The following is a 19,137-nucleotide window of genomic DNA, read 5'->3' as shown; positions in this document are numbered from 1 at the left end:
GCGGAGTATTAGTATAAACCCACCAGTGAATGGCTCGGTTCAAGTGCCGATGAAGGGCGCGCCAAGCTGCGATAAGCTCCGGGTAGACGCAAGGAATCTATGATCCGGAGATACCCTAATAGGACATCCTAACGCTTCGGCGTTTATCCGTTGAGGATAGGGAACGCCCCGAATTGAAACATCTTAGTAGGGGCAGGAAAAGAAATCAACCGAGATGTCGTTAGTAGAGGCGATCGAACACGACAGAGCTCAAACCGAATCCCGCAAGGGAGATGTGGTGTTATAAGCCCACCGTTACGGCACTGGATGTGAAGCGGCAGTTACCTGGAATGGTACACCATAGAGGGTGATAGTCCCGTACGCATAAGCAGACAGTGTCAGGTGGTGTCTTGAGTACCGCGGGTTGGAATTCTCGCGGGAAGTCGGGGGTCACTAACCCCCAAAGCTAAATACAACTTGAAACCGATAGCGTATTAGTAGCGTGAGCGAAAGCTGAAAAGTAACCCTGAAAAGGTGGTTAAAAGTGCCTGAAATTGGTGGGTGATCGCGAGTTGCGGCATGAAAGGATCTTTCTTGTGAAGGAACCCGTCGCGAGGCGGTAGTACGGGCAAGATTGCCGATGTCGCAACGTACGTTTTGAAGAACGGGCCAGAGAGTTTATTCTGTTGGCGAAGGTTAACCCAAAAGGGGAGCCGTAGGGAAACCAACAAGTCCGTAGCAGCAATGCATGGGACGGCGTATTAAAAGTGCGCGGAGTCAGCAGGATAAGACCCGAAGCCGGGTGATCTATGCGTGGGCAGGTTGAAGCGTGACGAAAGTTGCGTGGAGGACCGCAAGCCGTATTGATATGCAAATCATTGGTGTGACCTGCGTATAGGAGTGAAAGATTAATCGAACCCGGCATCAGCTGGTTCCTCCCTAAACATGTCGCAGCATGACCTAACCGGAGATCGTTGGTGAGGTAGAGCACTGATTGGGGGAGCTGGGCGGGAAACTGCTCACCCCCCTGTCAAACTCCAAACTCCCCAACATCCTAGATGGTTGGAAGTCCGCATTACGGGGTAAGCTTGTAATGCGTAAGGGAAACAACCCAGACCGTGGTTAATGTCCCTCAATGTAGGCTCAGTGTCAACACTGAAATTGGTCCTAGGTCAAAGACAACTGGAAGGTGAGCTCAGAAGCAGCTATCCTTTAAAAAGTGCGTAACAGCTTACCAGTCAAGATTTAGGGCGGTGAAAATGGACGGGGCTCAAGCCTACTACAGAGACCACGGAGCACCGAAAGGTGATCTGGTAGGGAGGCGCTCTGCATGGGTAGAAGCTGGGGCGTGAGTTCCAGTGGACCGTGTAGTGTTGAGAATTCTGGCAGTAGTAGAAGCATAGATGGGTGAGAATCCCATCCGCCGCAGGGGCTAGGTTTCCTCGGCAACGTTCGTCAGCCGAGGGTTAGTCGGTCCTAAGGTGCACCGTAACTCGAGTGTACCGACAGGGAAACAGGTTAATATTCCTGTACCATGTAGTTTTTAGCGCAAGCCCTGACGCTTTGGGATATGCTCAGCGGGATCGTCGTCCCGTCCAAGCACATAAGTCTGTGGAGTACCGTAATGGTGAGAAGCAGAAGAAAGTGTGATGGGGTAACTAGGCAAATTTCCGGAGCCCATGAAAAGGGAATTACATGCCCGTACCGAGAACCGACACAGGTGCCCCTCGCTGAAGAGGTGAAGGCGTGTCGGATTTAAATGTAGTTAAGGGAACTCGGCAAATTGGCCCCGTAACTTTGGGATAAGGGGTGCCTGCCTGGAGATCAGGCAGGTCGCAGTGACCGGGTCGCACTAACTGTCTAATAACAACATAGGTGACTGCAACTCCGAAAGGACTAGTATAGTCACTGATTCCTGCCCAGTGCGAGTATCTGAATACCGGGTTCAACCGGACGAAGGACTCGTAAACGGCGGGGGTAACTATGACCCTCTTAAGGTAGCGTAGTACCTTGTCGCTTAATTGGCGACTTGCATGAATGGATTAATGAGTGCGATACTGTCCCTAACACATATCCGTTGAACCTTTTGTCCTAGTGCAGAGACTAGGGACTCCTGATGGGAAGTGAAGACCCCGTGGAGCTTTACTGCAGCCTGTCGTTGAATTACGATAATACTTGCGCAGTGTAGATGGGAGGCGTTATATCCAGTGCTTTCGGGTGCTGGGGAGCCAACGATGAGACACCATCCTAGTTTTGTTGTAGTTCTCACTCTAACGAGGACACCGGTAGGTGGGCAGTTTGGGTGGGGCGCCACACCCTCGAAAAAATATCAAGGGTGCCCCAAGGTCAACTCATGTGAGTCAGCAACTCACAGAAGAGTGTCAAGAGCATAAGTTGGCCTGACGCGATCATGCAAAGCAAATGATCGCGAGAGGAAACTCGGGTCTAACGAACCAATATAGCCTTTTGGTGAGGCTTATTGACTACAGAAAAGCTACCCCGGGGATAACAGAGTCGTCGCCGGCAAGAGCACATATCGACCCGGCGGCTTGCTACCTCGATGTCGGTTCTTTCCATCCTGGCNGTGCAGCAGCNGCCAAGGGTGAGGTTGTTCGCCTATTAAAGGGGATCGTGAGCTGGGTTTAGACCGTCGTGAGACAGGTCGGTTACTATCTATCAGGAGTGTTTGGAGTCTGAGGGTAAGAATGAAATAGTACGAGAGGAACTTTCATTCGGCGCCTCTAGTCGATCGGTTGTCCGACAGGGCAATGCCGAGCAGCCACGCGCCAAGGGATAAAAGCTGAAAGCATCTAAGCTTGAAACCCGGCCTAAAAAGAGACTCCGTTACAGGACACGGGTAAAAGACCCGTTTGATAGGCTCGGGATGTACGCACGAAGGCAACGACGTGTTCAGTCCGCGAGTACTAACGTCCAACTGCTAGTGCTCACTACGTTAAACCCAGACGAAATCCAGAGTGCAAACCTTATATCTTATCTGATCGAAAAAGATAGGGTATCATACTACACGGCTGCCAAGGTGGCGGAGCGGCCACGCGGTTGACTGCAGATCAACTACACTCCGGTTCAAATCCGGACCTTGGCTTTCGGAGAAGCGCATCAGCGCTTCGACGATGAGAAGAACTGCTTGCAGTTCTTCGATTCGAAGAAGTGTCCGCCCTCCGGTCAGAAACTAAAAGCAAACAACACGTGGTGATAGCGGCCATAGCTGTCGGGAAACACCTGGTCTCATTCCGAACCCAGCAGTTAAGCCGGCAAACGTATCATGTTGTACTGAGGTACGCGAGTCCCCGGGAAGCATGGTGAGCTGCTATCACCTTCCTTCTTACACGGTCACTGTTTTTATGAAAATTTACTGACGAGCGGAAGCGCTCTTCATGTCATTGTATCATTTACACTGATATCGGCAGGTACTCCGCCTCGCGAGACATATCAGTTACCCATTTTCACCCTGCACGACAAGCCCTTTTAAACAAATCAGCAGAATGTAACCGCAAGGAGTCTTTCAATGCTTCCAAAAGTAATCCTCCACATCGCAACAAGCCTCGACGGCCGGATCACGAACTTCCCCGCTGACCTCGAATTGTACTACTCACTCGCTGCCAGGTGGAACCCGGACACAATCCTTTTCGGGAGCGAGACCGTCCTTGCAGCGGTCCGCGAGAATCCGGCGCTGGAAGTCCCCCCGGAACACGAGGATATGTTCAGGCCGCCGGCAGGCGCTCCCGATCCCCGCCCCCTGCTTGTCATCGCCGATAGCCGGGGGAGGGTGCGCTGCTGGGACGCCATCCGGAAGTGGCCCTACATGCGAGATGTCCTTGCCCTCTGCTCCTCCGCAACCCCGCAGGAGTACCTCCGGTACCTTGCTGACAGGAAGATAGGATCAATTATCGCAGGTGCCGATCGCATTGATATACGTACAGCCCTTGCAGAACTGAACCGCCAGCACGGTACTAAGACCGTGCGGGTCGACAGCGGCGGGACGCTCAACAGTGTCCTACTGCATGCGGGAGTGGTAGATGAGGTGAGCGTTCTCATCCACCCGTTCCTCGCTGGCGGGCAGCCAGGTCCGACCATGTTCGATCCGGAAAAGGCCGGTCTTCCTAACCTGCAGGTCCCTCTCACACACTGGTCCACGGAAGTTATGGGGGATGGCATCATTTGGGCACGGTACTCGGTTGCAGGAACATGAACATATCGGGCTGCAGGTCGCTTCGCCGGGGAGTGGCACGGCAAGGATTAAAACGGGCGATTTTTTGTCATTCACGAGGTGTGAAAGCCGGTGGCGCGAATTCATTACCGCGACTTCACACCAGCTGCCTTGAAAAACGTATAGCAGAACATCCCGCCCGGTTCCGTAGTCCGGTATAGGTCCCTGATTCCCTTGTCCCATGTCTCCGGATCCGAAAGGCCTCCCTCAACCGCCTGTTTTTTAACCCCCTCGATCATTGCGATGAAAATTTTTTTCACAGCTTCAGATGAATGGGGGATGCCCGGCGAGGCATACGTCTGTCGGGGAGAAACCTTTACATCCACAAACCCCGCGTCCGCCAGCAGGTGTTCCAGTTCCCTGCCGATGAAGGCGTTTCCTCCTGCCTGCCGCTGGAGCGTGACGAGGCAGTCAATGACGTGATGAGCTGCCTGGGAGTCGGGGTAAAAAACCGCTGTCCCGTGATCGCCTTCGATGGCTGTTATGGTGCCCCCGGGCCGGAGGACGTTTTTAAGATTACCGAGCGCAAGGAGCGGATTTGGGATGTGCTCTAAAGTAAAACAGACGAATACGTGGTCGAATGTTCCAGCCGAAAAAGGCAGGTCACAGATATCTGCCTGCCGGAAGATAACATTGGTAAATCCCTCCCCTGAAACACGCTTCTGCGCCTGTGCCAGCGATTCAGGCGAGATATCGACTGAAACAAACTGTGCACGAGGACTGTTGCCTGCGAGGAGCAGGGTCTGGGCGCCGACGCCGCACCCCGCTTCGAGAACCGTGCTGCCGGGCGGGTATCGGGTGCCTTCATGCAGTAAAAAATCAAGCCCCGATGCCTGATCATGCAGCCGCTTGGATTCGCGGTCAGACCGCCCGTGGACATAGATATAAGGACTTCCCATCATGGTCCCCCCTCACGATCACTCTGATCTCCCTTCCAGCCTTTTGATCATCCCACGGGTTGTACTCTTCGACACACGATCACTATAATATTGTACTGAGCTGCGTGAGTTCAAAAGGAAGCACTGCGGGCTGCTATCTCCTGACCGGCTTATACAAATAACTGTTTAACGCGTTTTTGTAATATAACAGGGGATGATCCATTCTTCAAGGATGAGCTATTTTTATATTGCATCAGCCAATGGATTCATTTTTTATACATTACATTGACAGTCATATTTCAATGAGAACCAAAACCGACATCGTGATAATTGGGGGCGGTCCCGCAGGCCTGACATTGGCAAAATTTCTTGCGGAAGAGAGTGTAGACTTCATCCTCCTGGAAGAAGACAAAACTTTTTACAAAAAACCCTGTGGCGAGGGAATAACTGCCGGGCTATGCGGTTATGATTTTTTTGATCTTTACGAGAGCAGAACGGGCATTGAAAGAATAACAGAGACATTCATCATTAAAATGACCCCCGGGGAGATCGAACTCCCGTTTACGAATATACAGGTAAACAAAGGGGAAGTTGAAGCGGATCTTGCCCGGCAGGCGCAGAGCCACGGTGCAGAAATCCGCATGGGCGAAAAAGTGAAAGATCTTGTCCGGAAAGAGAATTCTTTACTGGTGCTGCCTCAGAATATCGAAGCAAAGATTGCCGTAGGTGCCGACGGCTTCAATTCAATTGTCAGGAGATCGATGGGAATTAAAAAACCCGGCTATTTCGGGGTGGCTAGTACAGGTTACTGGACAGGAGAACCTCCCGGTGACGCATGTATTTTCGAATTTAAAAAGTCGGTTGCAAAGCACGGGTATGCATGGTGGTTTCCGCGAAAAAACGACTGGAATATCGGTATTGGTACAGTAAGGCCCCGGTCATTCAGGCAACAGCTTGACAATTTTAAGAAAAGGTATCCGGAAATTAAAGACTGGCGGACCAGCACCGTTCCGTTAAGCAGACCCCTGAGATCGCATGGAAAGAATTCGATACTGGTGGGAGACTCAGCTTCACAGGTTGTTTCTGTATTTGCAGATGGCATCCTGCCCAGTATGATATGTGCCAGAAAAGCCGCTGAAGTACTTGTAAAATTCTCAGGCAATGGCTTTAAAAATGCGGATTTATCGCAGTATGAAAAGGCCTGGAGAAGTGTACTGGGCAAGACGTTTAACGACGGGTACTACCTGCATCGCATCATGATGGGATTGTATTTTTCAGAGACTTTGCTGTATAAATTCCTGCAATTCACAGGAAGACATTATCAATACACATGAAGTACATAGCAGGTCTGCGTTGCCACACGTAAATGGGCGTACTCCGGTGAAATGGAACGATCCCTCTCCTCTCTCCACACCCATGCAACGAACAGGAGCTGGAAAAGCACGATCACGACATTAATGCCGACAACGTACCCGGGGAAAAGATCATCCCTCCAGCGAGCGTCCCTTTGGCTGAGGATGCAGCCTATGCAACCGGCCATAATGAGAGGTTGTTGTCGGCCAGCCGGAAGATTGCCCCAAAGACCATTCCGTAGATGATCAGGACGGCAACCCCCGGAAGGTGATAGGTGCTGAGAGTGGAAGTTCCAAAGCAGACGCCGGCAAGGACGATTCCCGGGATGATGCCGAATGAACAGGAAAACTGCAGCTCCAGCCAGCAGTCCACGAAGAACGGCTCCCAGAGCACAAGGACATTTGCGAGAAAGTGCGGGATGAGCAAATTGCCGTACAAGGCGCCATACTGGGTGACAACGAGCCAGAGGAACGGTATTGCTATTATCACGCTTATGAGCAGGCGCTCCTTCCAGCGCTGTGATGTTATGCCGATCTCGGCAAGGGGCAAGCTGCGGTGCCGGCATAGCCGCCAGAACGGGAACAGGACGGAAAAAAGGAGGGCGTCGAAGTAGTAAATCGTCCTGACAGGGGGGTCGTTCAGGTTGGTGAGGAAATGATATGCGTCAATGCATACGATTGCGGTTAGGAATGCAACTCAGGTATCGATGGTCGGTTATCAAGCAATCCATGTCAGGTTTCTAAATCCGGTCAAATTTGTTCACGCTCATAAAAAGGGATTTTTTCGGGGATATGAACAGATCAGATCCCCATTGTAAAAAAAAAACAATTACTGCCCGTGCAAATACCGGGTCGTTCAGGGCCGCTCGTTCCGGAATTCAAAATAGGAATAGGCTACGGTATAGGCTGAAACTAAAATGACGGGGACAAGGATGAACATGATCGCATACTCCCTGAACAGGACGCCGGAGCAGCTGACTACTCCCGCGATCCTGAAGAGCAGGCTCCCCCGTGCATGTGTCTTTTTCCAGACCGTTTCACTGCTGAGCGTCCATGGCGTCCGTATCCCGATAAACCAGTTCGGTTCCGCATGTTCAATTAAAAAACCGGTGTAGATGAAGAGAGCCCCCATCAGGATGGGAATGGTCAGGTTAGGGCTGAGCTGTATCCCTATCCCCCAGAGGATAATCTGGAGCTGGATTGCAAAAAAGAAGAGCATAAGGATGAGAATGAAACCCTCGTAATATCTCTGGAATTTTTTGTAATTGATACGAAGTGGATCGATCCTGGGAAAGAGGAAGAAGAGCCCGCACAATCCGACCATGAGGAACGGGATGAGGGATACGCCCCAGAACTTCGGCATCGCCCCGTCGGCATCTCCGGCTGCATTCCAGTGTGAAACGACAGTACCGGGCAGCAGAGGGTAACTGGCAACCGTTACTGCCGCTGTTGCAAGAAGGACAAGGACGATTGCAAAACGGAGAACATTCATGGAAAAAGGTAGTCCGGCATTCGATATCAAGATCGGTACTGACGGGTCGCACTGCCGGTAATACAACAAGGAATGATCAGTACTGAATATGGCCTGCCTGAACCAGCAGGTTACGGGAAGTGGCCTGTTACCCTCGTGGATACATGGCCCGACATGTGCAACGATGAATCCCTGAGGATGGAACTGTTGCTGGACTGCCTATCCTATCTCCATCAGGACAGCCCGGCTCCGGTAATACTGGAACAGCCGCTCTGCCCATTCCCGTGCCCGCGGGTCACTGCTGTGCATATCTGCAGAGCTGTCATAAACGGCATTGACCTTTTTATTGAGCCCCAATGAAAGGTTCTTGTCGGTGACCGTGATGCCTAGATGGAGAGGTTCATCGACAACCCAGATTTTGAAATTTTCATACGGTATGAGGTGTTGGATTTTGTCAAGGAACGGTTCCTGCATCAGGCCCTCTGCGATGCTGCGGTTCACAACGAGTTCAACCGGGACACCAGCAATGATCCGCTCGGAGAGCACATCCGCGATCTGCGGATTCATGACCGAGGAGATGCCGTGAATATATCCTGCCTGCTGGAGGATGGAGACAAAATGAGTATAGACATGAAACATGTTGTCTGTGGTGTCAAATTTTACATCAGAGCTTATGAGATCCCCGACCTGAGAGAGAAACGGTTGGGGGATCCCTTCGATATCGTGGGTTGCCCAGAATTCCCGGTGCTGCATAAGCTCCCCCATTGTCACGACCAGGTCTCCGATCTTGGTGACAAGGACCTTGCCCAATGGCGTGATGCCATACCCATGGTCACACGGTTCAAGGAGCGACATGCGTTCGAGGCTTCGGATCTTGGGGATAATCGCCTGGGATGTGCTCCCGGTCACATCCCGGAGTTCTGAAAGGTTCTTTGGCCCCCCTGCTGCAGAAAGCAGGATCTGGATCTTCAGGCGCGAAGAGAAGATGGACTGGATCTGCTTGTAGGTGTTGTTATAAACTTCAAGGGGCTCCATTGTAATACGGTTGGATGAACAGTATATATATATTGACGTTCCTTTTTTATCCCGGTTATCCCGATAAATCATGGAATTATGTTTCTATTCTCAAAATACGAAAAGAATTGGGATTTTTTATAAACCTGGCCAAAGTGTTGTGATGACGAAAAGTGCCAAAGCGAAACAGATGTACTGCCCATCTGAAATGGCATCGGCAACAAAATCCCTGATCCGGGTCCTGCCCAACAGGTGAACGCAGCCATGGGAATACAGGTTTGCGGCCAGGAGGAGGATGGTTGTGAATGGTGGCAGGAAGAGCAGGCTGAAGAGGACTAATGGCACGCCAAGGAGCAGAAGTACATTGGAGAGGAGGGTCTTTGCCCGCTCTTCCCCGAAGATCACCGGGATGGTTCTCACGCCGGCACTGGCATCTCCGGCCCTGTCCCGGATATCAGGGATCAGGGAGGCCATGAAGCCCCACATAAAAAACAGCAGGAATATAATTGCCGTCCTGGAATCCGGAGTACCATGATTGAGAAAGACCGGAAGTAATGAGAGTATGATCGCCCAGGCGAACCCGACAATGATATTTTTCACCGCAGGAATCTCTTTTAACCGGCGGTAGCCGATCCGTCTGGGGAGCCAGCGGAAACTGTACAGGAAGCCGCAGATAAATGGCGCTGCGGTGGCCAGCAATGATGGGATACCATAAGTAGCAGAGAGAGCCAGAGCTATTGCAAGGGAGATAATCGCCCCGTAATAGAGGTGTGTCTCATATCGTTTTGTAAATGCAAACCGGTCCTGCCGGTTGATCGCATCCTCTTCCTCGTCAGTCTTCCGGTTGAGGTTATAGATTGAGAAGGCAACTAGGAAGGGGATGATCGCACACAAGGAGTTCCATGGTACCTGCTGGATGAAGCAGGAGATGTACGCCATCGAAATGCATTCTAATGACAGCAGCAGGGAACTGAACACGAGAAGATCATACAGGTTTGTAATCCTGTTCCATGCCCTCCCAATGAGCCAGAAGAATTCGTTGTCTTCCGGTACAACAACAACTGATGCAGGTAATGCCATACAGAAAGAATCGCAAATTGAGCTAACATTCATTATGTTGAAGAAAGTTAATCGCAGCGATGAATCTGAAAACCCGTGATAAATATGTAAGAACGAAATGAAATGTTCGATACGAGAAGAAGCTTCGTCACACCACGATTTCGGTACGCAAGTTCTGTACCCTGCAAAAGTACTGAAAATGAACCGTAAGGACAATCGTGGGGGGGTTCTGAACAGGGCAGCTTATTAAAACCGAGGTGTTTCATGATTCCGGAAAAAGAGGAGATGATAAGAAAAGAAGTATTCTCTCAGATTCTGCTGATTGGAGAGCTGTTTACCCCTTCAGGATTAGAGGATGAAAAAAAATGTTGCTCGGATATTCTCCAGAAATGCGGTATTACATTGAACAGATCAGATTTTATGATCCTTGAACACAGCTGCGTCGGGAATTCCACGGTTACTATTGCCAAATATAATCTGGATTACCAACAGGGCCAGGATTCGACCGGGAAAAGGATCTGTGTGGAGGGTACTGCTGCGATACAAACTGATGCGTTTGGTACCATGTATATCAGAATATCTTCAAAACTGAACCCGTTTGCACCGGGTATCGGCACGACACACAGCGAAGGGTCCGTGATCAGCGGTAATATATGAACCTGTCAGATAGAACCACTGCAAGTATCGTCGAAATGTGAATGGTGCAGAGGCTTATGAAAGCCGGGCAAACTCCCAATTCCGGATTTTTTACAGGAATCTATATCTTCTGACTGATTGAATTCAGGGTATGAAATACCCCGCTCCTGCAATTGCTTTTCTGCTGATTGCTGTAGTCGTATCTGCCGGTTGCATAGAACTTGAATGGATACTTGGCATGGGCGAAGAGGCGGCCTGTGGTGGGACAGCAGCAAAAGTGGCTGATATCGATCCCGATCACTGCTACCAGGATGCGGCGATACGAAAAGGGGATACCGAGCTCTGCAACAAAATTGAAAGCGCCCCTCCCCGCACCAAATGCATCATGCTGATTGCCGAGAAGAACGGTGACAAATCGATCTGCGCTCAGATGGAAAATCATCCCGGTTCAGGTGAGTATTCCCGGATCGAATGTCTCCAGCGCGTCGCAGTAAAGACCGGAGATTCATCGATCTGTGATGAGATCGGGACCGATTCGGTCAGTTACATGTTTTCTGGTATGATAAGCAAGGAGACCTGTTATGAGAAGACGGGAACAGGAACTGCAAAGTCCCTCAACACGATGTACCAGCAGAACAAGGATAACTTTGTCTTCTGTCAGGACATCGCATATGCCCAGATCTATGGCAAACCCTCGACTTCAACAAGCGGGTCGCAGAAGTCGGATGTCGGTTCACACCTGACCAACCAGAATGAATATACCGTTGTTGCTTCCGGCAGGGTTGAACCGGGATCGGCTCCATCGGTTGATTTAAAGAGTGGTGATATCATCGTCTTCGGGTTTGATGCGGCGCCGGATCCCCGCAATGCCCCGCACTATGCTGTAGCGCAGGGTGACAAGGTGGCACAGATCCTATCGTGGAGGAACCCGTCAACCGGCCAACAGGCTGGCGCCTATGATACCAAAGACTTCTCATGGTTCTTCTCCCAGCGGACCGTGACGAATCCCTACACAAAAGAAGCGCAGACATCCCCGCAGATATACAAGTATTATATCGTGTACCGGAAGAAGTGACAGGTGCATCAATTTTTTTAAAAAGAAAATTATTTTGTGATTATCCCCAGCCGTTCAGTTCCATAACGCTCGTTCCCTGGCCAGTACCGCCTTCCATCTTGAGCAGAGGCTTGCCGGAGGCAATCCAGTATGTTGACGTCATGCCCTGATATGAGGCAGTATATTTATCGGCAATAAATGTTCCTGCCGGAACAGTTACGGATTCAGTGCTGACTTTGACGAACTTGACATCGGGACTGACCGTGTTAGGATTGTCTGCGGATTTTCCTGTTGTGCCCGTTGAACTGCAGTCCATCTCCGTTGGCATTCCAGCCATCGCTGCGCCGCCTTCGAACCGCATACTGCATTTCCCGTTCTTGTCATACTTGAAGTAAATCGTCATCTTCTCGGCACCGGAACCGCTTACCATCTTGTACTCGACCCAGTTGTAGGAAAGGTCGCCGAATAACGAGGCTCCGGATACCGGCCCTGTGGCAGCACTGCCACCGGGGGAAGCCCCGCCTGCCGGCGCTCCGCCGGCAGCCGGTCCACCCGTCGTGGCTGGTGGTGTCGATGTTCCCGAGCAGCCGGCCAATGCCACAGCGGCCACCAGCAGAACGATCAATCCTAGACTCCTCTTTGAAACACTCATGAACATACCTCCTGATACCCGTAGTTCCGCAGCAGATGCCCGGATCATAAGGGGCAGATCGTTACGATCTGTGTGATATTCTCTCATTGGATCGTTTAAATATTACGGGTTTGATCTGATTGATCCTGCGTATGCCGGCATCTGTTCAATTTGGTGTCAGATACAAAGGGATGCGATGCTCAAGTATCCAAAATATTTATCTGACCTGCCCCCCTTTTTCATCGTATGCGATGGTTAACCTTTTTCATTGTTCTGTTAACAACAGTTCTTCTTCTTTCCTGCGGTTGTACGCAGTCCCCACCTGCACCCCCAACACCTGCGCCTGCCGCAGATTCTACAGCTCCCGCAGCCACGGCGGTTGAGGCAGGACCAAAACAGATCAATTTCACTGTCTGGAAGGCAGAACACGATGTAGTAATGCGGTATGATGGCGGGAGGGATGCTGCAGAGCTTTCTATGTTAAAAGTCCAGATTGACAACCGTGACGGGAAGATCGTAAAAACGCCGATCTATTCCCCGGAGATCGGGAAGGAGTACCTGTTCCCCTATGTCGGGATTGTAAATCCCAATACGATCAACATCATCGGTGTCTTTAAAGACGGAACGGAACAGACGGTCCTGCTCTATTACTTCTGATCCTAATTTTTCTATGGCAAAAAAGGAAGCCCTTCGCCGGGAACTCGGGCTCGTTGCCGTCACCCTATCCGGTGTCGGGATCATTCTCGGGGCCGGGGTATATGCCCTGATCGGGCAGGCGGCGGGACTCTCGGGCAACGCGGTCTGGCTGGCGTTTGCGCTCGCCGCCCTGCTTGCCGCATTCACCGGGTTGTCGTATGCCGAGCTCTCCTCCATGTTTCCCCGCTCCGGGGCGGAGTACGAGTATGTCTCATCCGCATTCGGGAACCGTCTTGCGTTTGCGGTCAGCTGGCTGATCATCCTGTCAGGGGCGCTTTCCGCTGCAACGGTCGCGCTCGGGTTTGCCGGCTATTTCTCCAGCCTGACTGGATCCTCCCTGCTTCCTGCAGCGGCCGGGCTTATCCTCCTCCTGACCGCAATCCTGCTGTACGGGGTGAAAGAGACCGCGTATGTTGCGATCGGGGCGACATTGATCGAAGCATTTGGACTTTGCATAATCATAGCGATTGGCATCCCCCGGCTGGGCAGTGTTGATTACCTTGAGATGCCGGCCGGATTGTTTGGCCTTTTTGCAGCTTCCGCCCTTATCTTCTTTGCGTACCAGGGGTTTGAGGCAATGGTTAAATTCTCTGACGAAACCCGGAATCCCGAACGGACTGTTCCGCAGGCGCTCCTGTTCGCACTTGCCATCAGCACGGTTCTTTATATTCTGGTTGCCTTGTGTGCCGTTTCTGTTGTCCCATGGCAGCAGATAGCCGCATCAAAGGCACCGTTTACCGAGATCGTGGCAGTTTCCCTTGGCGGGAATGCGGTTATTGTCATCTCGTTAATAGCGCTCTTTGCAACAGCCAACACGGCGCTGATGTCGGTGTATGCTTCTTCCCGGATCCTGCATGGTATGGGAGGATCATCGTATGTTCCTGCGTTATTTGCCAGAGTGCTCAGGGAACGCAGGACCCCGCATATTGCAATCCTTGCATCATCCCTTCTCTCCCTGATCTTCCTCTTTTCCGGAGATATTGCATTTGTTGCCAACCTGACAAACTTCACGCTCTTTGTCACCTTTGTCATAATCAATGCGGCAGTCATCGTGCTCCGTATCCATGCACCTGATGCCAGCCGGCCGTTCAGGATCCCCGGAACAATCGGAACCATCCCCATCATCCCGGTTGCCGGCATGGTTTTCTCATTTTTTTTACTCGCCCAGCTCAGCGTGCAGGTCCTTATGGCCGGGCTCATCCTTGCTGTGGCGGGCATAGCATTTACGATTCTAAAAAAAAAGGCGTAAATAGCGGAGCCGGTGGATGAGGAATAACCTTTATTATTGTGTACGGCAACGAACGAATCAGGCAACCTGATCCTTCTTCAGGCCCGGTGATACTTATGAGGTCTTCTTCAATGGCACGTCATTTCCCGTCATCAAGGTATATCCGGATACCGGCAGCTCTTATGTTGCTCGTTATCCTCATGCTTCCGGTTATGGCGGCAGAAACGCTCACGGCAGGACTGCAGTTACAGCCATCAGCATCCTGCCCGCAGGGATGCAGCTGCATGCCGCCGGGACAGGCGGCAAACATGCAGTATGTACGGTGTTCAGATACCACCAACCCATGTGGATACGATTCGGCAAAACAACCGCTTTACTGCTACAAGCCCCCGGCAACTGCCTGCCCGTCAGGCTGTGAGTGCCTGAGTGATACAGATGCCAAGGCAAAGTATGGCAGCTACGCGCGATGTTCGGAGATCTCGTGCGCCATCAGTTCAGCAACGACCGCTGCCGTGATCCCGAAGTACTGCGTGAAACCGGCGCCGGCCGTGACCTTAACGGTCCGAACTCTTACGCTGGTTCCAACCCCGGTCTGTCCATCCGGGTGCGAGTGCATGCCGGAGTCTTTGGCCATGCAGCAACCCAACATGTACGTGCGGTGTTCGGACACTGCCTGCTCCCAGGTGGTCACCGGGTCAGCCGTGATTAATAGCTACTGTTATCGCAAAGCAGTAACCGCCTCCCCGGCAGCCTGTCCGTCCGGTTGCTCCTGCATGCCGGAGGCAAAGGCAAAGGAAGCGTTCGGCAGTTATGAGAGGTGCTCGGAAACTCCATGCAGTGCCGGCTCTGCAAACACGGCTACTGCGGCAGCGGCACCTGATTACTGCTTCCGCGCAAAAACGACCCCGTCAGTCTGTACGGATGGCTGCGACTGCATCACGCCCGATGATGCAAAGCTCAAGTTCGGCTTTTTACCGGACCGGTGCAGTTCCGAGATCTGCGGCTACTACCAGCCGGTGACAACCGCGGCTTCCCCTGTAGAAAAGTACTGCTTCAAACGACCGGCAGCCACTCCGACCGTGACGTCATCGCCGGCATGTCCCGAGGGTTGCACCTGCCTTTCGAAGGATGAAGGGATAAAATACGGGTTCCCGGTATGCAAAGGCGTGACAACAATCTGCGGTTATGACAATAACAAGAACCCCCTGTACTGCTTTGAGAAAGTTCCCAACACCAAATGTTACTATGATTACCAGAAGAATGCCTGCACCGGCACCTGCGGGCAACCGGGATATGACTGCACCATTGTCTACAGCAGGAAGGATGACAGCGGGAAAGTGACGGCGGCAGTCTGCGACTGCATTCCTCCCGCAACAACCTCCTGCACCTATGACAAGGACAAGAACGCGTGCACCGGCACCTGCTCATCCGGCGGGCAGTGCATACAGGTAGGTCTTTCCCAGACAAATGTTGCAGCTCCCGCCCCTATGTGCGGGTGCGAAGTGACTACATGTTATTTTGATTATGCAAAGGACAGCTGTGCCGGCTCCTGCAATGCCGCTGATGAGACCTGCCAGCTGAACACGATGTACCGTGATCCGGTAACCGGTAAGACCGCATATGCCGAGTGCCACTGCAAGGCAAAAGGAGAGGTTCCACCCCTGACCGGCGTAACGCCGTTTGTGATAACCCCGGCAATACCGTCCGGCCAGCCGTGCGGGTGTTCCGCAGCGACAAGTGACTGCTCTGGAGACTGTGCAGCAGGGCAGACCTGCTTCATGACGGGGACGACAACCGATGCGTCCGGCAAGAACATCTGCTCTGCCTGCGAGTGCAAGGCAGTCTGCCAGCTTGACACAACCGGAAGCCAATGCTCAGGTTACTGCCCGCAGAATGGTGGATGCCAGATGTTTACAGACCAGGATCCAACCACCGGAGTAAAAAAAGTGAGCTGCGGGTGCGGTGGCACCGGTGCAGCCCCTTCCCAGCCGGCAAAGGCAGCTAATGTAATCACATCGATCGGAAACTTCTTCAAATCGCTCTTTGGCATGAAATAGGCCCGGCCTGTCCACCTATAACCTTTTTTGCTGCCGCAAAACCACATAAGTACCAATCAGTCGTACCTGTTTGGATTTCCATCGATGATCCCATTCTCCGTCCGCCAGCCCGGGTGAATCTCGTGTCCCGCAACAAAGCGAAAAAACACCGTAAAGCTAGCCGTTCCCCCGGCACTCTCGTGCCGCCGGCAGGTACCCTGAATGGGGAGCCATCGGTTATCACCATCATCGATTACGACCAGACCAAATATCAGGAAAAAACGGTCGCGTCCATCGACGAATGTCTTGCTTTCAAGAGTACCGACACGGTTACATGGATCAATGTGGACGGGCTCTCTGATACGGCTCTTGTAGAGCGCATCGGCAAGAGTTTTGACATCCACCCTCTTATCCTTGAGAGCATCATCAATACCGAACAGCGGCCCAAGATGGAAGATCTTGGCACCTATATCTACGTGAACTTAAAGATGCTCCAGTATCTTGACGCTGTCCATAAAGTGAAGATCGAGCATGTAAGTCTTATCATCGGAAAAAATTTCATCATCTCGTTCCAGGAGGATGTAGGCGATGTATTTGACCCGGTGCGGGACCGGATCCGGAAGGACGGGCGGATCCGAAAATTCGGCACGGACTATCTCGCATACGCGCTTATTGACGTGATCGTTGACAATTACTTTACTGTCATGGAATCGCTTGGGGAGCAGGTGGAATTTCTGGAGGAAGCGCTCGTGACCAATACCTCAAACGAGATGCTCATGCAGATCCATACGCTCAAAAAAGATATGATCTACCTCCGCAAGTCCGTCTGGCCTCTCCGCGAAGTGATCTCCGGCCTTGAGAGGTCAGACAGCGCCCTGATCCAGGACCCGACGCGTATCTATCTGCGGGACGTATACGACCACACTATCCAGGTGATCGATACGATCGAGACCTTCCGGGATATGGTCTCGGGCATGATCGATATCTACCTCTCCGGGATGAGCATGCGTTTAAACGAGGTGATGAAAGTGCTCACCCTCATTGCCACCATCTTTATCCCGCTAACGTTTATAGTCGGTATCTACGGAATGAACTTTGAATATATGCCGGAACTTGGGTGGGAGTACGGGTATTATTCGGTCTGGGCGGTAATGCTCTCCGTCATTGCAATCATGCTCTTTTATTTCCATAAGCGAGGGTGGGTATGAGCAGCTCGAGGCAGAAAACGATTATTTGCACACGTAATTATATTAAAAAAACACTCCGCAAAGATTTTCTTTCAAATGATCCGTCACTTTATTTTAACCCGGTTTTTTATATTTTAGTAACCGACAATCATGGCCAAAAAGAGTAATGTTTTTATCCGGGAGTCCGTGATTGGCCTGGGTTTTCTCTCCGGCATCTTCACGGCAATAGGAATCGACCCGCAGCAGTTAATTATCAGCGGGATAGGAAATGCGGTGGGATCAATCTACCCTGACCCGGAAATCTCCTCCCTGTTCATTATCCTGCCAACAATCCTTCTCGTCATCTCCCTTGTTACCGCATATCTGAAGGGCAGGATCATGGGACTTGTATCGGTACTGATCGCGTACTGCTCCGGGATCATCATCCTTTTTTCGATAGTACCAGCACTCATCCTCCTTGCCGGTGCAATCGTGATCGGATACTTTGCTACAAACCGGAGGTTATTGAAAAAAGTCATCCCCCTGTGATCAGCCTTTTGGGATGAAAGAATTGGGTAACATTATAAATTCCCTGATGTCAAAAGTTTGAGAACATGAGCTTCTTCCCGAAAAAAAATCTTATCTGCATGTGCGATACCCTTGCTCCCAGCAAATACCTGTTGAAGCTCAGGAAGCTCCTGATCTTTGAACCGTTCATCGGGTATGATATCGCGACACGGGGAAGGATCTCCCATTACGGTTGCGCTGACCGCAAAGATTTCTCGCGAGCGCTTAACAAAATCCGGTCAGAGACTGAACTCCTGCTCGAAGATATCGAAGCGTATTATATCTACATGACGGTCAAAAGGACAGAGAAAGTGCCCGGCGACATCGCAGAAGTCGGGGTGTACCGCGGCGGTTCTGCAAAGATCATCTGTTCTGCAAAAGGGGACCGGGCGCTGCACCTCTTTGACACGTTCGAAGGGTTGCCCAAGGTGGATGAAGTTGACCTTGTATGGCCGTTCTACGAGGGCAAATTCTCCGCCTCGTATGAAGGGGTGAAGGACTACCTTGACTCTGAGAAAAACGTCTTTTTCTATAAGGGGATATTCCCTGATACCTCCGGGCCGATAAAAGATACGGCGTTTTCCCTTGTGAACCTCGATGTCGATACATATGAAAGCACGAAAAAGTGTCTTGAGTTCTTCTATTCGCGGATGAGCCCGGGGGGCATCATCATCTCCCACGATTATATTACTGCGCCGGGCGTCCAGAAAGCTTTCGATGAATTTTTTTCAGACAAGGTGGAGCCGGTGATCGAAACTGCGGGCTCCCAATGCCTTGTTGTCAAGGTCTAAAACAAAATTTTTCCTTTTTTTAGTGTTGAACACAACAATTATGATTAATCGTAGCCTCAAAGGAGGCGGAGATTGATCTATTTAGAAATTGGCTGTGTTAACACTATTTGAGAAAACCCAACTTGTATTAAAAGTAGGGTTTTTAACTATAGGCTATTCTTTGATGATCAGGATGCCGAAGACGACAAGCACCAGTCCGATAAGAACGCCGGCGATGCCGATAAGACCTTTAACAACCGCGATTGTGTCGGGGAGGAACACCCAGATTGCATAAATCCCGAGGACACAAAGTAAAAGGCCGAGGATGGCCGCTCCAATTCCTGTCCTATCCATAATAAAACCCCGATCATT

18 protein-coding genes, 1 tRNA gene and 2 rRNA genes are annotated in these 19,137 nt (G+C 51.4%); 13 read left to right on the top strand and 8 right to left on the bottom strand.

Annotation, left to right across the window (positions count from 1 at the left end; all coding sequences use genetic code 11):
• Positions 1-3 precede the first annotated feature (3 nt).
• The 4 genes from OS112_09805 (at position 4) to OS112_09790 (ending at position 4,189) form a co-directional block, all read left to right on the top strand.
• Positions 4-2,926 (top strand): 23S ribosomal RNA (locus tag OS112_09805).
• 84 nt (positions 2,927-3,010) lie between these two features.
• Positions 3,011-3,082, top strand: a tRNA-Cys gene (locus OS112_09800).
• A gap of 109 nt (positions 3,083-3,191) precedes the next feature.
• Positions 3,192-3,313 (top strand): 5S ribosomal RNA (gene rrf / locus OS112_09795).
• Between the two features lie 192 nt (positions 3,314-3,505).
• A complete protein-coding gene (locus OS112_09790) occupies positions 3,506-4,189 on the top strand; it encodes a RibD family protein (protein ID WAC04736.1) in 684 nt (227 codons plus the stop codon).
• A gap of 104 nt (positions 4,190-4,293) precedes the next feature.
• Here the strand turns inward: OS112_09790 and OS112_09785 are convergent, their stop codons facing one another.
• Positions 4,294-5,109, bottom strand: a complete 816-nt coding sequence (locus OS112_09785) for a methyltransferase domain-containing protein (protein WAC04735.1) — start codon at positions 5,107-5,109, stop codon at positions 4,294-4,296.
• Positions 5,110-5,345: 236 nt separating this feature from the next.
• Here OS112_09785 and OS112_09780 point away from each other — a divergent pair, with 236 nt between their 5' ends.
• A complete protein-coding gene (locus OS112_09780; GenBank protein WAC04734.1) occupies positions 5,346-6,419 on the top strand; it encodes an NAD(P)/FAD-dependent oxidoreductase in 1,074 nt (357 codons plus the stop codon).
• On the opposite strand, the gene OS112_09775 is transcribed toward OS112_09780, so the two are convergent.
• The 5 genes from OS112_09775 to OS112_09755 all read right to left on the bottom strand — a co-directional run bounded on the left by OS112_09775 (position 6,407) and on the right by OS112_09755 (position 10,002).
• A complete protein-coding gene (locus OS112_09775; GenBank protein ID WAC04733.1) occupies positions 6,407-6,625 on the bottom strand; it encodes a hypothetical protein in 219 nt (72 codons plus the stop codon). The two genes, OS112_09780 and OS112_09775, sit on opposite strands and share 13 nt — an antisense overlap.
• The gene (locus OS112_09770; GenBank protein WAC04732.1) at positions 6,610-6,987 is read right to left on the bottom strand and encodes a hypothetical protein; all 378 of its coding nucleotides are present in this window, start codon (positions 6,985-6,987) and stop codon (positions 6,610-6,612) included. Before OS112_09770 ends, OS112_09775 begins: the two co-directional genes overlap by 16 nt.
• A 306-nt stretch (positions 6,988-7,293) precedes the next feature.
• On the bottom strand, positions 7,294-7,929 hold the full coding sequence (locus OS112_09765) for an SdpI family protein (protein ID WAC04731.1): 636 nt from the start codon (positions 7,927-7,929) through the stop codon (positions 7,294-7,296).
• Between the two features lie 198 nt (positions 7,930-8,127).
• Positions 8,128-8,943 carry a DUF1724 domain-containing protein gene (locus tag OS112_09760; GenBank protein ID WAC04730.1) on the bottom strand — a complete coding sequence of 272 codons (816 nt, stop codon included), beginning with the start codon at positions 8,941-8,943 and terminating at the stop codon, positions 8,128-8,130.
• A gap of 117 nt (positions 8,944-9,060) precedes the next feature.
• A complete protein-coding gene (locus OS112_09755) occupies positions 9,061-10,002 on the bottom strand; it encodes a UbiA family prenyltransferase (protein ID WAC04729.1) in 942 nt (313 codons plus the stop codon).
• Positions 10,003-10,245: 243 nt separating this feature from the next.
• On the opposite strand from OS112_09755, the gene OS112_09750 reads away from it, so the two are divergent.
• Both OS112_09750 and OS112_09745 read left to right on the top strand, forming a co-directional pair.
• Complete coding sequence (locus OS112_09750; protein WAC04728.1) at positions 10,246-10,638, top strand: hypothetical protein; 393 nt, start codon at positions 10,246-10,248, stop codon at positions 10,636-10,638.
• Positions 10,639-10,768: 130 nt separating this feature from the next.
• On the top strand, positions 10,769-11,692 hold the full coding sequence (locus OS112_09745) for a hypothetical protein (GenBank protein ID WAC04727.1): 924 nt from the start codon (positions 10,769-10,771) through the stop codon (positions 11,690-11,692).
• A gap of 40 nt (positions 11,693-11,732) precedes the next feature.
• On the opposite strand, the gene OS112_09740 is transcribed toward OS112_09745, so the two are convergent.
• Positions 11,733-12,323: a hypothetical protein gene (locus tag OS112_09740; protein WAC04726.1), complete on the bottom strand. Its 591-nt coding sequence runs from the start codon at positions 12,321-12,323 to the stop codon at positions 11,733-11,735.
• Between the two features lie 225 nt (positions 12,324-12,548).
• On the opposite strand from OS112_09740, the gene OS112_09735 reads away from it, so the two are divergent.
• The 6 genes from OS112_09735 to OS112_09710 all read left to right on the top strand — a co-directional run bounded on the left by OS112_09735 (position 12,549) and on the right by OS112_09710 (position 18,786).
• On the top strand, positions 12,549-12,959 hold the full coding sequence (locus OS112_09735) for a hypothetical protein (protein ID WAC04725.1): 411 nt from the start codon (positions 12,549-12,551) through the stop codon (positions 12,957-12,959).
• A 13-nt stretch (positions 12,960-12,972) separates the two neighbouring features.
• Positions 12,973-14,247, top strand: a complete 1,275-nt coding sequence (locus tag OS112_09730; protein ID WAC04724.1) for an amino acid permease — start codon at positions 12,973-12,975, stop codon at positions 14,245-14,247.
• Positions 14,248-14,357: 110 nt separating this feature from the next.
• Positions 14,358-16,283 carry a hypothetical protein gene (locus tag OS112_09725; protein ID WAC04723.1) on the top strand — a complete coding sequence of 642 codons (1,926 nt, stop codon included), beginning with the start codon at positions 14,358-14,360 and terminating at the stop codon, positions 16,281-16,283.
• A 122-nt stretch (positions 16,284-16,405) separates the two neighbouring features.
• Complete coding sequence (gene corA, locus OS112_09720) at positions 16,406-17,470, top strand: magnesium/cobalt transporter CorA (protein WAC04722.1); 1,065 nt, start codon at positions 16,406-16,408, stop codon at positions 17,468-17,470.
• Between the two features lie 129 nt (positions 17,471-17,599).
• Positions 17,600-17,977: a hypothetical protein gene (locus tag OS112_09715; GenBank protein WAC04721.1), complete on the top strand. Its 378-nt coding sequence runs from the start codon at positions 17,600-17,602 to the stop codon at positions 17,975-17,977.
• A gap of 65 nt (positions 17,978-18,042) precedes the next feature.
• A complete protein-coding gene (locus OS112_09710; protein ID WAC04720.1) occupies positions 18,043-18,786 on the top strand; it encodes a class I SAM-dependent methyltransferase in 744 nt (247 codons plus the stop codon).
• A 153-nt stretch (positions 18,787-18,939) separates the two neighbouring features.
• Here OS112_09710 and OS112_09705 read toward each other — a convergent pair whose 3' ends face one another.
• Positions 18,940-19,119, bottom strand: coding sequence for a hypothetical protein (locus OS112_09705; protein ID WAC04719.1), 180 nt, complete (start codon positions 19,117-19,119; stop codon positions 18,940-18,942).
• Positions 19,120-19,137: the final 18 nt, after the last annotated feature.

The sequence above is a fragment of the Methanoregula sp. genome (assembly GCA_026625165.1).
Classification (GTDB): domain Archaea; phylum Halobacteriota; class Methanomicrobia; order Methanomicrobiales; family Methanospirillaceae; genus MVRE01.
Note: the sequence above shows the minus strand (reverse complement) of the source record. Positions and strands in the feature narration are given on the sequence as shown.

What these genes read in the sequence shown, in the direction of transcription:
- OS112_09790 (WAC04736.1), top strand. Translation starts at nt 3,506, where the DNA reads ATGCTTCCAAAAGTAATCCTCCACATCGCAACAAGCCTCGACGGCCGG.
- OS112_09785 (WAC04735.1), bottom strand. Translation starts at nt 5,109, where the DNA reads ATGATGGGAAGTCCTTATATCTATGTCCACGGGCGGTCTGACCGCGAA.
- OS112_09780 (WAC04734.1), top strand. Translation starts at nt 5,346, where the DNA reads ATGGATTCATTTTTTATACATTACATTGACAGTCATATTTCAATGAGA.
- OS112_09775 (WAC04733.1), bottom strand. Translation starts at nt 6,625, where the DNA reads ATGGCCGGTTGCATAGGCTGCATCCTCAGCCAAAGGGACGCTCGCTGG.
- OS112_09765 (WAC04731.1), bottom strand. Translation starts at nt 7,929, where the DNA reads ATGAATGTTCTCCGTTTTGCAATCGTCCTTGTCCTTCTTGCAACAGCG.
- OS112_09760 (WAC04730.1), bottom strand. Translation starts at nt 8,943, where the DNA reads ATGGAGCCCCTTGAAGTTTATAACAACACCTACAAGCAGATCCAGTCC.
- OS112_09755 (WAC04729.1), bottom strand. Translation starts at nt 10,002, where the DNA reads ATGGCATTACCTGCATCAGTTGTTGTTGTACCGGAAGACAACGAATTC.
- OS112_09750 (WAC04728.1), top strand. Translation starts at nt 10,246, where the DNA reads ATGATTCCGGAAAAAGAGGAGATGATAAGAAAAGAAGTATTCTCTCAG.
- OS112_09745 (WAC04727.1), top strand. Translation starts at nt 10,769, where the DNA reads ATGAAATACCCCGCTCCTGCAATTGCTTTTCTGCTGATTGCTGTAGTC.
- OS112_09740 (WAC04726.1), bottom strand. Translation starts at nt 12,323, where the DNA reads ATGAGTGTTTCAAAGAGGAGTCTAGGATTGATCGTTCTGCTGGTGGCC.
- OS112_09735 (WAC04725.1), top strand. Translation starts at nt 12,549, where the DNA reads ATGCGATGGTTAACCTTTTTCATTGTTCTGTTAACAACAGTTCTTCTT.
- OS112_09730 (WAC04724.1), top strand. Translation starts at nt 12,973, where the DNA reads ATGGCAAAAAAGGAAGCCCTTCGCCGGGAACTCGGGCTCGTTGCCGTC.
- OS112_09725 (WAC04723.1), top strand. Translation starts at nt 14,358, where the DNA reads ATGGCACGTCATTTCCCGTCATCAAGGTATATCCGGATACCGGCAGCT.
- OS112_09715 (WAC04721.1), top strand. Translation starts at nt 17,600, where the DNA reads ATGGCCAAAAAGAGTAATGTTTTTATCCGGGAGTCCGTGATTGGCCTG.
- OS112_09710 (WAC04720.1), top strand. Translation starts at nt 18,043, where the DNA reads ATGAGCTTCTTCCCGAAAAAAAATCTTATCTGCATGTGCGATACCCTT.
- OS112_09705 (WAC04719.1), bottom strand. Translation starts at nt 19,119, where the DNA reads ATGGATAGGACAGGAATTGGAGCGGCCATCCTCGGCCTTTTACTTTGT.